General features: G+C 41.7%; 12 protein-coding genes and 1 pseudogene. 7 read left to right on the top strand and 6 right to left on the bottom strand.

Translation table 11 applies throughout. The features are described 5' to 3' along the window. A pseudogene (locus BM377_RS15710) lies at window positions 1–277 on the top strand (group II intron reverse transcriptase/maturase); the annotation flags it as partial. A gap of 97 nt (window positions 278–374) precedes the next feature. Here BM377_RS15710 and BM377_RS15705 read toward each other — a convergent pair. Beyond that, window positions 375–1,349 carry a diacylglycerol/lipid kinase family protein gene (locus BM377_RS15705; protein WP_092250863.1) on the bottom strand — a complete coding sequence of 325 codons (975 nt, stop codon included), beginning with the start codon at window positions 1,347–1,349 and terminating at the stop codon, window positions 375–377. A gap of 132 nt (window positions 1,350–1,481) precedes the next feature. Between BM377_RS15705 and glyA the strand changes: the two genes are divergently transcribed. The 5 genes from glyA to BM377_RS15680 all read left to right on the top strand — a co-directional run bounded on the left by glyA (window position 1,482) and on the right by BM377_RS15680 (window position 7,126). Further along, window positions 1,482–2,720, top strand: a complete 1,239-nt coding sequence (gene glyA / locus BM377_RS15700) for a serine hydroxymethyltransferase (protein ID WP_092250860.1) — start codon at window positions 1,482–1,484, stop codon at window positions 2,718–2,720. 698 nt (window positions 2,721–3,418) lie between these two features. Then, on the top strand, window positions 3,419–4,708 hold the full coding sequence (locus tag BM377_RS15695; RefSeq protein WP_092250857.1) for a glycoside hydrolase family 3 N-terminal domain-containing protein: 1,290 nt from the start codon (window positions 3,419–3,421) through the stop codon (window positions 4,706–4,708). Window positions 4,709–4,719: 11 nt separating this feature from the next. Beyond that, window positions 4,720–5,445 carry a polyphosphate polymerase domain-containing protein gene (locus BM377_RS15690; RefSeq protein WP_092250854.1) on the top strand — a complete coding sequence of 242 codons (726 nt, stop codon included), beginning with the start codon at window positions 4,720–4,722 and terminating at the stop codon, window positions 5,443–5,445. Further along, window positions 5,442–6,113: a DUF4956 domain-containing protein gene (locus tag BM377_RS15685; protein WP_092250851.1), complete on the top strand. Its 672-nt coding sequence runs from the start codon at window positions 5,442–5,444 to the stop codon at window positions 6,111–6,113. The genes BM377_RS15690 and BM377_RS15685 overlap by 4 nt, the downstream gene beginning before the upstream one ends. Before the next feature lie 197 nt (window positions 6,114–6,310). After that, on the top strand, window positions 6,311–7,126 hold the full coding sequence (locus BM377_RS15680) for a hypothetical protein (protein WP_092250848.1): 816 nt from the start codon (window positions 6,311–6,313) through the stop codon (window positions 7,124–7,126). Between the two features lie 136 nt (window positions 7,127–7,262). Here BM377_RS15680 and BM377_RS15675 read toward each other — a convergent pair whose 3' ends face one another. From BM377_RS15675 to BM377_RS15655, 5 genes are read right to left on the bottom strand one after another with little or no spacing between them, the layout of a single operon-like run. After that, on the bottom strand, window positions 7,263–7,913 hold the full coding sequence (locus BM377_RS15675; protein WP_092250845.1) for a hypothetical protein: 651 nt from the start codon (window positions 7,911–7,913) through the stop codon (window positions 7,263–7,265). A 22-nt stretch (window positions 7,914–7,935) separates the two neighbouring features. Next, complete coding sequence (locus BM377_RS15670; protein ID WP_092250842.1) at window positions 7,936–8,601, bottom strand: hypothetical protein; 666 nt, start codon at window positions 8,599–8,601, stop codon at window positions 7,936–7,938. 28 nt (window positions 8,602–8,629) lie between these two features. Beyond that, complete coding sequence (locus BM377_RS15665; protein WP_092250839.1) at window positions 8,630–9,280, bottom strand: hypothetical protein; 651 nt, start codon at window positions 9,278–9,280, stop codon at window positions 8,630–8,632. Window positions 9,281–9,307: 27 nt separating this feature from the next. Beyond that, entirely contained in the window at window positions 9,308–9,994 is a 687-nt protein-coding gene (locus BM377_RS15660; RefSeq protein ID WP_092250836.1) for a hypothetical protein, read from the bottom strand. Between the two features lie 50 nt (window positions 9,995–10,044). Further along, window positions 10,045–10,713 carry a hypothetical protein gene (locus BM377_RS15655; RefSeq protein WP_092250834.1) on the bottom strand — a complete coding sequence of 223 codons (669 nt, stop codon included), beginning with the start codon at window positions 10,711–10,713 and terminating at the stop codon, window positions 10,045–10,047. Window positions 10,714–10,969: 256 nt separating this feature from the next. Between BM377_RS15655 and BM377_RS15650 the strand changes: the two genes are divergently transcribed. After that, window positions 10,970–11,165, top strand: a 196-nt coding sequence (locus BM377_RS15650; protein WP_143104457.1) for an IS110 family transposase, incomplete at its 3' end; no start/stop codon positions are given.

The following is an 11,165-nucleotide window of genomic DNA, read 5'->3' as shown; positions in this document are numbered from 1 at the left end:
CATGAAAAACAACATAGATGACATTAATAAGTGGCTCTATCACAGAATACGCATGTGCATATGGAAACAGTGGAAACTTCCCAAGACAAAGAAGAGAAATCTTATTAAACTGGGGATACCCGAATACTATGCACATATTACAGCCAACAGCCGTAGAGGCTATTGGTTTGTGTCTGGTATGGGCGCGGTTAACCGTGCCTTATCAAAAGAAAGACTGATAAACAGTGGCTTTTATGATTTAGCCACAGCCTATCAGTCTATGCACGTCAACTATTGAAAGCGCCGTATACCGAACGGTTCGTACGGTGCTGTGAGAGGACGGGAGCTAATCACTCCCTCCTACTCGATTTAAGTACTTACAAATGAAAAACATATCAGTTCATAAGCTGTAGCTTTTGCTGTAAGCATTCAAGGGTGATGTTATCGGACTTTACCGAGACCTCGCCGTCCGTGTGAACCCACATGGGAATCATCGTCTTAACCGTAAATTTAGCTGTTCTGTATTTGTAAACACCCTTAAATATGTAATGTAATCCGAATATTGCGAAAGGAAGAGCAAGGAACATCTTAGGTCTTGGCAGGTCTCCGACAACGCACAGATCAAAGAGACCATCGGTCAGATCTGCTTTCGGAGCGAATCTGAATCCGCCTCCTTCGTGATGATGTATCATGGCGGTAATAAGCATAAAGTGAGAAAGATGCAGCTTCTTACCGTCTTCAAATTCAATATCGCACGGTATTTTATCGGCTTTGATCAGCTGTTTTACGGCGATTGCACCGTAAGTCAGCTTTCCGAGTCCGATCTTATTAAGAAAATTCTTGGTTCCCGAAGAAAGGGCTTCTTCGCATACAGCGGCATCAAAGCCTATTCCGGAGCTTACGTCAAAATAGCGAACATTGCCGATCTCTTCACTGTGAAGCCTGGACATGGGAACAGTCTTGTTGTTATACGTAAGCTTTCCTATATCAAGAGTCCTTACAACCTTGCCGGCTGCGATTCTTTCAAGGAGTTCATCATATTCTTTTGGATAGGAGAGATCTCTTACAAAATCATTGCTCGATCCTATCGGGATAAAGCCGAGAATTATTCTGTCAAAATAATCGTGAATGCCATTAATGGCTTCGTTGAGAGTTCCGTCGCCTCCAAGGACAATGACCCTAACCGGATATTCCATATCTGCAGGAGCATTTATGGTGAGCTTCTCCATGAGAGCCGTTGCGTCACCGGGGCCCTTTGTATAAGCCGCCTTGTAATCGATTGAGGCTGAAATAAGCTTATCTTCAAGCCTATCCCATATTTCTTTTCCTTTTCCGGAACGTGCTGATGGATTAACTATGCAGTAGTACATACAATTCCTCTGTAAAAATTTTGATTAATCGAAAATATTATAGCATTTTTTGTCGTTGTGTGGTACGATATGCAAGATGTTTACTTTAATACATTAAATTGACGAAATATCATTATTTTTGGAGGAGCTAAGATGTATTCATTGGAAGAAGTTAAGAAAATCGATCCCGAAATTGCTTCCCTTATCGAAGCAGAGGTTGAGCGTCAGAACAACCACATTGAGCTTATTGCTTCAGAGAACTGGACCAGCAAGGCCGTTATGGCAGCTATGGGCAGCCCTCTTACCAACAAATATGCTGAGGGACTTCCGGGTAAAAGATATTACGGCGGATGCCACGTAGTTGATGAAGTTGAGAAGCTTGCAATTGAGAGAGCGAAAGAACTCTTCCACTGTGATTATGCCAATGTACAGCCTCACTCAGGCGCACAGGCTAACCTCGCTGTACAGTTCGCACTTTTACAGCCCGGTGACACCATCATGGGTATGAATCTTAGCCAGGGCGGACACCTTACACACGGAAGTCCGGCCAATATATCGGGAACTTATTTCAAGGTTATCCCTTACGGCGTAGATGAGAACGGTGTTCTTGATTACGAAGAGATGTACAAGCTTGCTGTAGAGAACAAGCCCAAGCTCATCATCGCAGGTGCTTCTGCATATTGCAGAACAATTGATTTCAAGAAATTCAGAGAGGCTGCAGATGCATGCGGAGCCATCCTCATGGTAGATATGGCTCATATCGCAGGTCTTGTTGCCGCAGGCGTTCATCCCAGCCCGTTCCCTTATGCTGACGTTGTTACAACAACAACTCACAAGACACTCAGAGGACCCAGAGGAGGACTTATCCTTTGGAACCAGTCAGCTCAGGACAAGTTCAAGATCAACAAGGCTGTATTCCCCGGAATCCAGGGCGGCCCTCTTGAGCACGTTATCGCAGCTAAGGCTGTATGCTTCAAGGAAGCTCTTACACCTGAGTTCACAGAGTATGGTAAGAAAGTTGTTTCCAACGCCAAGGCTCTCTGCGAAGGCCTCATGAAGAGAGGAGTGCAGATCGTATCAGGCGGAACAGACAATCACCTTATGCTTGTAGATCTCACAAACTTCGGCCTTACAGGTAAAGAGGTTGAGGCATGGCTTGATGATGCGCATATCACAGCCAATAAGAACACTATCCCCAACGAGCAGCAGTCTCCTTTCGTTACAAGCGGTATCCGTCTCGGAACACCTGCCGTAACTACAAGAGGCATGAACGAAGAGGATATGGATCAGATCGCTGAGGCAATCGCAGTAGTTATCAAGAACAAGGGTGAGAAGAACGATGAAGCTCGCGCTATCATCAAGAAGCTCACAGACAAGTATCCTCTTGACTAATTATCTATAAGAATAAAAAGATTTCAGTAAATAAAAATAAGCCAAAATTGTACGCATCTTAAATGTGTGACAATTTTGGCTTTATTTTTTCGCTCGATTACTCGACTTAACATTTGAAAAAGAGAATATACAGAATTGATTATAATGAACATACAATTTAGAAAATACACAGATTATTTTACAATTATAAACTAATTATTCAAAATAAATAAAGATTTTGAGCAAAATGTATTGACAAATCAGAAGCCCGCCAATATAATGAAATCAGATAAAGGGATTAAGAAATATAAAAATACTTCTCCCGGATCGGTTAATGGGGAGAAAGAAAGGCAGGTACACTCCAAAGGGATAGGTTAGTTTAAATCTTCAAGGAAAGGATGGTACAGACCACCGGAAATTTTTAGTATTTAACTAAAATAATCGTTTTATCTAAGATGTAGAAAAACAGCACTTCCTGTACATGAATAGTGGTTATGACAATATCAGTATCTTGCAACCACAGCATACGAGTGCAAATGTTAATGGAAAGACGTGCTGAGAGTTTAGGAGGACGGTCCATTGGACGAAGAAATATTTTTAGAAGATAAGTACTCGGTGTAAGGGCAGAAGTAGGTAACATAGATGAAGCTTCTGCCCTTTTGTTATGCCCTTTTTTATGATAAAATAGGTTGAAAAATATTGTGGCATACGGGGAAGATATGAGTAAATTTGATGAGCAAGATTTTGATGAAAAGAGACTGGCACGTAGGCAGAGGAGGAAGAAGAGTCAGGTAACGGCTTTTGTTATTCTGGCACTTTTTATTTTAGTTATTGCCGGAGTGGCAGTTTTTTCTGTGTATTCGATAAAGAACTTACTTAATATTCCGGGTGGCGGCGGAGATTCCGCTGAGGAAGCCGCAGGTGAAGCAAGTTCGGAGGAAGTTGTTATCGAGACTCCCGAGACTGTTGAACCGGAACCCGAAGAGATGACTGAAGAAGATATACTTAATGAGGTTGTAGACGGCTGTATTGCCGAGCTTTCGATAGAAGATAAAGTCGCAGGACTGTTTATAGTAACTCCCGAGCAGCTTACCGGTGTAGCAACGGCCGTAAAGGCAGGAAGCGGAACTCAGGATGCGCTTTCCAAGTACGCTGTGGGCGGAGTTTCTTATTTTGCCAAGAACATCAAGGATGAAGCCCAGATCACCGAGATGCTGGGTACAACCGCTTCTATGAGTAAGTATCCAATATTTACAATTGTTTCCGATGAGGGCAAAAAAGGCGGTGTTACATCTAACATAAGCATAGAAGGAATAACAGATGTTACCGATCCGGATACCGCGAGCACTACATCTAAGGCACTTGGTGAGAAGCTTTTTTCATACGGCTTCAACCTTGATATAGCTCCGAGTGTCGATATTTCAGAGAACGGACTTTACGGAACAGACGCAGGAAGCGTAAAGGGAATAGCAGCTTCTTTTGCATCAGGTATCAAGGAGAGCGGAGTGGATGTCTGCGTAAGCTCTTTCCCGCTTAAGACGGATACGACCGCAGGTCTTACGGCTATAAGCAAGAGTAAGGATGAGCTTGCAGCCGGTGAATATGAGATTTTTAAAGAGATAATTGAAAACAGCAATCCCGCTGCAATAATGATGTCCAATGCATCATTTGAAAATGCGGCAGGTGACAATACTCCGGCTTCTTTGTCTTCTGTTATGATAGATGAAGAGCTCAGAAACGGACTTGGATATGGCGGAATTGTTATCACGGGACCGCTTAACGAAGCTTCAGTGACAGAGTATTATACTTCCGGCGAGGCTGCGGTTAACGCGATAAAAGCGGGCGCTGACATGATCTATCTTCCCGAGAACTTTGAGGAAGCGTATAACGGTCTTCTTGAAGCCGTTAACAGCGGAAGTATCGACGAAGCAAGGCTTGATGAATCACTCAAGCGCATTTATAAGGTCAAATATGCCGACAAGGCAATGGAAATAATAGATAACAAGTAAAAGAGGGATATATGCGACAATTCAGAAATGAATGGAAATATCTCATAAACTACGGTGAGTACGAGTCATTGAAATGTCAGATGAAACCATATTTTCATCTTGATCCCAATGCCAAGGGTGACGGGTATCTGATCCGAAGCCTTTACTTTGACGATCTGTGGAATTCGGCTTATGAAGAGAAGGAAGTAGGTGTGTATTTCAGGAAGAAATACAGGATAAGGATCTACAATTTCTCCGACACGAGTATTAAGCTTGAAAGAAAGCTTAAGCAAGGAAGTTACATCTACAAGGAATCGGCATCGCTCACCCGTGATGAGGTATACAAGATATTAGACGGCGATTATGAATTTCTTTTGCATTCGGACAATAATCTGTGCAGAGAATTCTACTTTGAATGTATCAGCAACATGATGAGGCCAAGGGTTATAGTTGATTATGACAGAACACCGTTTATCATGGATGCGGGCACTGTCAGGATTACCTTTGACAAAAAAGTAAGAGCGGCGGTAGGAGGCTTTGATATTTTTGACGATTCGCTTCCCACGCTTTCGGCGCTTCCTTCCGATAAGCTTATCATGGAGATAAAATATACTGAATTCTTACCTAAGATAGTAAAAGAACTGGCTCCTCCTTCAAGAAGCGAATTTGTGGCAGCCTCAAAATATGTTCTTTGCTGTGATAAAACAAAATATTTATTTGAAAATAACTACTATGCAGACGAGAGGAGTCTTATATGAGCGTTAAAGACGTAATAAGAAAATCTATTTTAAATTCGGACATTTATTCCACCTATGATCTCGGAAAGATAGCTCTTTCCCTTATAATTGCACTTATCATGGGCATGATCATCTATTTTGTTTACAAGAAATTCTATGCGGGAGTTGTTTTCTCCAAGAGCTTTGCGGTTACACTTATCGGAATGACGGTACTTACATGTATGGTCACACTTGCGATCAGCACCAACATCGTTATCTCACTTGGTATGGTCGGTGCGCTTTCTATCGTAAGATTCAGAACAGCGATCAAGGATCCACTCGATCTTCTCTATCTGTTCTGGGCGATCACGACAGGTATTACCGTTGGAGCGGGCATGTACTGGCTCACACTTGCATCGGCTGTGATCCTCATTATCATGATCGTATGCTTTTATGCCAAGGCTTCTACAGGTCAGGTATTTGTTGCGGTTATCCATTATGAGGGAAATGAAGCGGGCGATGATATCATGAAGGCTTTCGGTAAGGTTAAGCACTATCTTAAGTCCAAGACTCTTCGCGCCGGAACAACAGAACTTGCTGTTGAAGTATACGTTAAGAATGACGAATTTTCTTTTGAAGAAAAGATTAGAAATATTTCAGGGGTAAAAGATATTACGCTTATCCAGTACAACGGAGAGTATAACGGCTGATATTTTATAGGCGATATAGTATATAGTTTTATCTGAAATAAAGTTGCTGGTGAATAACGTTTTTTAGTCAAAAAAGTATTAAAAAACGTAAATTTAATACGAGTATACATTTAAAAACACAATGACCTTGTTTACAATTAATGTGCAGGGATATTGTGTTTTTTTATTTTTACTGAAGTAGTGAAGGAGGCAACATTATGGCAGAAGTACATATGAACAGTCAGATGGCTGCGCCTATAAAAACAGGAGCCGAAGCGCCTGTTATACAGCGTCCCAAAACTAAAATTCCGGACAGAGTTAAGGAGTCTGAGAGGGCTCATGAAGATAGAATGCAGAAGCTTATTAAAGATGAGATCGCCAAAAGCCGGGATGATGTAAGGACCAAGGAGTACGGGCCTGTTATAGCAAGGTCAAGTGACGGTGATACGGTCAGAGTCAAAAAGGATGAGCTTGAAGAAAGATATGAGCAAGAAAAGAGAGAAAGCGCTATTTACGATAAAGCAAGGAATGAATCAGGAAGAACCGGAGAAGAGGAGATTCCCGATGTTGAGCTTCCGGAGATAGAGCTTGAAGAATACGAGCCTGAGTTCGATTTTAAGCCCATTCCTTATGAGCCGGGAGAATTCCTGGAAAAGACCAAACAGGAGGCTATAAAGGCTCAGGATAGCGCCAGAGAGATATATAAAGAAGCTTCCATAGACGGAGCAAGTTCATCTACAGGTCAGGTAGGAAGCTATTCGGATTCCATGTTAAAAGAGATGTATCTTAAAGGCGATATTTCGCAGATCAGCTATGAACGCGAGATGGAGGCAAGAGAAGAGCAGCGTAAGGCCAGAGAGATGGATGACAGAGCATTTTCCGCAGATATGGCTGAAGATGACGATAGGATAAGAGAAATGGAGAGAACAAGGGAGGTTATAAGAGATGTTGAAAACGGAGATGTAAATACTTCCGATGACGCACCGTCTCTTGATCAAAGACTTCAGGCTATACAGAATGCCGATGCTATGTAAATTATAATAGAATAAATAAAGAGGACTAAAGAGCAGTGAACTCTTTAGTCCCTTATTTATGTGAAGGCATTGCAATTGCCATGCCGGTGTACTAACCGGATCTTCGGAATATATCGATCCGGGTGCCGAGTACCGTTTATTTCGATTTAGTGATCGCTTCTTCAGCTTCTTTACAGGTGTAATGGTATTCAATAACCTCATCATTATCAAAGGTGAAGAATAAAACAAATTTATCAAAATCATATTTATAACCGATTCCGTATTCACTTTTAAAAGTCTCATAATTATTGCCGTATGCATTAACTACATCTTCTTTTGGAGTTCCGACTCCGATATTCATAGATGTAACGACGCCTTTTTCTGAAACAGTGATAGATACCGGTGTTTCTTTCTTTTCTATATCAACAGTCTGCATTCCGATCTGATTTGAATCAAAAGAGTAGTAGTGATCAGCAAGATTTGGATCGCTTTGCGGATCGGGGGTTCCGAGTTTTTCAAGCACCTGGTCGGCACTGTCAAGAACCGAAACGGCCTTTTGATTGTAGTAAAATGTCGGATCGTCTTTTTCCATTGAAGTAGTTGTGGAAGTGATAAGCGGAGTTCCCATCGAGGAATAGCTTGATCCTGATTCGGAATTATCCTGAAGTGCTTCCTGAACTGCTTCGACTGTGGATTCATCTACCGTGAAGTCTTCGCTTGAAGCGATGACATCAGCTTCGGTCACGCCACAGCCGGTTAATATGAAAATAAATGCTGCGGTGATCGCAAATGTAGATAATCTTTTCATAATTACTCCTTTTTAGCCTATCTTAATCCCATTCATCAAATTTGGAGGCGGTAGATATGTTTTTGTAATTGATAGTGCATACCTTTCCGTTTTCAAATCCAAATATGATATCAAAACCGTCAAAACTGTAGCTAAGATCGCCGCTCTTGGTTTCTTCGGCTTCTCCATAGGCTGCTGTAACTTCTTCTTTTGTATTTCCTACTTTAATTCCTCTTGATGTGGAGATGTTGTCTGTCTCAACGTCAAGAATATATGGGTATTCGACTCCTTCTTCCTTTAATGCGTTGTAAGTGATCTCATATTCACCATATATATACATTGATTGTAAGTCTGCGTTAACCGTAAGCTCAGGGTTAAATGCACCAAGGTTTTGCAAGATCCTGTCGTTATCGTCAAGAATGGATACTGTTTTTCCTTTGTAGACGAACTGATCTTCAGTGAGCTCTGAATTGACTTCTCCTGTATCTTCATCGGAGTTGTCATCTGATGCCGTATTTCCCTCATCGGCAGGAGAGGAGTCTGAGCTTTCTGCCTGTGAGGTAGTATCTCCTTCATCACTTGTTGAATCGGGGCTGCTTATTGCTGTTGTGGATAGTTCAAGATTAGCAGGATCATGGGCTGTTTCCCCGCATCCCATAAGTGCAAGCACCATGGCGGATGAAATAATAATTGTCGATAGTTTTTTCATTTTTCTCTTTCCTCACTTTGTTTCGCTTTTATTTGTTCTTATAAAAATCATTTTGAACAGCGATATTGTAATAATAGATATGTACAACCTTACCTTCGTAAATTTGGAAGAATAACTGGAATCCGTCAAAATCGTAGGTTAAGTTTCCAGCTTCATCTTTTTGTGAAGGTTCTCCGTAAGCAGAGGTTACAGCATCAGGTGTGTCCCCGACTTTTATGCCTTTGGAAGTCTGAACCGAATCATTATGCAAAATGATCTCCAAAGGTGCTTCTTTTTCGCCGTTCGTGTAAGTAGTCATATCAATGGTGGCGGAATCATCATCGGCCTTACCAAATGAATAGTACGTAAGGTCTTTATCTTTGAAAATGTATCCGGGGATAGGCTCACCAAGTGCGTCATTTAATGTTTTAATATCGCTTAGGATCGAAACTTCTTTTCCGTTAAAAGAAAAAGCGTCATCACTAAGATCCGATGCAGACATAACAGATATTTCCTTGGAGGAAGCATCATCGGAATCGGAAGAATCGGCCGGTGCTTCAGCCTCCTCGGAAGCCGGTTCAACAGATGAAGCTCCGTTGTAGGATTCATCGATAGATCCGATTTCCTTCTCGGCACATCCCATAACCAGCATAACCATTACGTATGCAATACTTAGTGTCATAGCAATTCTTTTTTTCATTTTTTCTCTCTCCTCATATTGTTTTATTTATTGATTATTGTATCTGGCGTTGTTGGCAGTATTGTTAAACCAATATTTCTCTACTTTTTTGTCATCGTCATACTTGAAATTGATTGAATAACCGTCAAGATCGTAGGTGGTAACATGTAGTTTTAATGGTTCTCCTTTGGTGTTGACGACGCCTTCACCGTTGTCAACGTCTGTGGGTTCACCGTAAGCAGCTACGACTTCATCCTCTGTACTGCCGATTCCGATATCTTTTGAAGTCTTGATGTCACCTTTCTTAATATCAAGGGTTATCGGTAGCTCCTCGCCGTCAAGTTTCACTGTTGTGTACTCAATTGCTCCTGAAGCAAAAGAGTAGAAGATTGCATGACTTGCATCGGAGGAAGGATCACCGTCCGCGGGTCCCAAAGCATCAACAGCTGCCTGGTAATCATCAAGGATTGAAACCTTCTTGCCGTTAACTTCGATTGAAGCATCATCGGAAGCGGAAGAGTCTTCGGAAGAAACGCTTGATGCTGTGTCTGCATCGGTTGAAGTATCCGCATCGTCTGAGGTATCTGCAGTGTCGGTGGGGTTGCCGGGAGCAACTTCTTCAAAAGAAATCTCGCTTGTAGCGGGAGAGTTTTCAGAAGCTGCCTCTCCGCATCCCATAAGTGCGAGCATCATTGATGATGCCATTATTATTGCCATAGATGTCTTTGTTTTCATTGGGTCTCCTTTTTATAAGCGTTTATTTTAATGGTTATAAGCGTTATTTCTTATGACCAAGAAACCATATTATGTGTTGTAGAGTTCTCATATGTGATCGCATCTACAGTGTCCTTGTCTGAAAGGGGTAAAATTATCTTGTAATTGTCAAACTCGTACTCAATAATCTTGTGGTCACCGGATTCACTCTCCTTAGTCGGCTCACCGTATGCGGCGATAACATCATCTTTGCTGCTTCCGAACTTTATTCCCTTGGGTGTGGGAATTTCGGGATCTTTTATGGTGATCGAAAGAAGATTCTCTTTTCCGTCAATAACCAGGGTAGAAACTTCAATGCAAGCAAGGTGATAGTAATATCTTTTTTCGCCTAAATTCGGATTATCGTCATCCGAATCTTCATAGGTATCATCAGGAGTACCGAGAGCGTCGATCACTGTCTGCGTATCATCCAGAATAGAGATATCTTTTCCTTTGTAGCTAAAAGAGCTATCGGATGTCGCTGCACTTGTCGTGCCTGATGCAGCCTCGGATGCGTCCGTAGATGCATCGGTGATACTGTCGGCTTCGGATTCGGGTGCCATGACATCTACAGAGATGCCGACATTTACTTCATTTAAATCAGCCCCCTCTGTAGCTTCACCTTCTGAAGAACCACAGCCCATAAGTGCGAGCATCATTGCTGATGCCATTAAGATTGCCACTGTCTTTCTTGATTTCATATTTCCTCCTACTATTAGTATTAGTCATAGTCTTTCTTTACCTTTTCTATAGGTTCGACTATGCTGTTTAAGATACTGTGGATTGGTTGTTACCTCCTACCGCATAGACGGTTTTTAAAAGGCTCCAACCACAGTCTCTTTGTTTATTTGTTAATCAGTTAGTTACCGCATGACGGTTTATCAAGAAGTAGGTTACGATTGCAAGGAGCCCTGTGGATTTGAAACAGTATCAATACTATTTTTCGGGAGGTTCTATATGATCTATGTAGGAATTGATGTCGCTAAAGACAAACACGATTGCATTATCAAAAACTCTGTTGGGGAAGTTGTTTTCAAAACATTCACCATCAAAAACAATCTCGATGGGTTCAATGATCTTTATCAGAAAATAGAATCCGTAATGGAAGATGTATCAAAAGTAAAAGTAGGGCTAGAAGCCACCGGACACTATA

The organism is Butyrivibrio sp. INlla21 (assembly GCF_900116875.1).
GTDB lineage: Bacteria > Bacillota > Clostridia > Lachnospirales > Lachnospiraceae > Butyrivibrio.
Note: the sequence above shows the minus strand (reverse complement) of the source record. Positions and strands in the feature narration are given on the sequence as shown.

Bases quoted from the DNA above. Each gene is read 5' to 3' on its own strand.
- BM377_RS15665 (WP_092250839.1), bottom strand. From the start codon at position 9,280: ATGAAAAAAAGAATTGCTATGACACTAAGTATTGCATACGTAATGGTT.
- BM377_RS15690 (WP_092250854.1), top strand. From the start codon at position 4,720: ATGCGACAATTCAGAAATGAATGGAAATATCTCATAAACTACGGTGAG.
- BM377_RS15685 (WP_092250851.1), top strand. From the start codon at position 5,442: ATGAGCGTTAAAGACGTAATAAGAAAATCTATTTTAAATTCGGACATT.
- BM377_RS15675 (WP_092250845.1), bottom strand. From the start codon at position 7,913: ATGAAAAGATTATCTACATTTGCGATCACCGCAGCATTTATTTTCATA.
- glyA (WP_092250860.1), top strand. From the start codon at position 1,482: ATGTATTCATTGGAAGAAGTTAAGAAAATCGATCCCGAAATTGCTTCC.
- BM377_RS15680 (WP_092250848.1), top strand. From the start codon at position 6,311: ATGGCAGAAGTACATATGAACAGTCAGATGGCTGCGCCTATAAAAACA.
- BM377_RS15705 (WP_092250863.1), bottom strand. From the start codon at position 1,349: ATGTACTACTGCATAGTTAATCCATCAGCACGTTCCGGAAAAGGAAAA.
- BM377_RS15660 (WP_092250836.1), bottom strand. From the start codon at position 9,994: ATGAAAACAAAGACATCTATGGCAATAATAATGGCATCATCAATGATG.
- BM377_RS15695 (WP_092250857.1), top strand. From the start codon at position 3,419: ATGAGTAAATTTGATGAGCAAGATTTTGATGAAAAGAGACTGGCACGT.
- BM377_RS15655 (WP_092250834.1), bottom strand. From the start codon at position 10,713: ATGAAATCAAGAAAGACAGTGGCAATCTTAATGGCATCAGCAATGATG.
- BM377_RS15670 (WP_092250842.1), bottom strand. From the start codon at position 8,601: ATGAAAAAACTATCGACAATTATTATTTCATCCGCCATGGTGCTTGCA.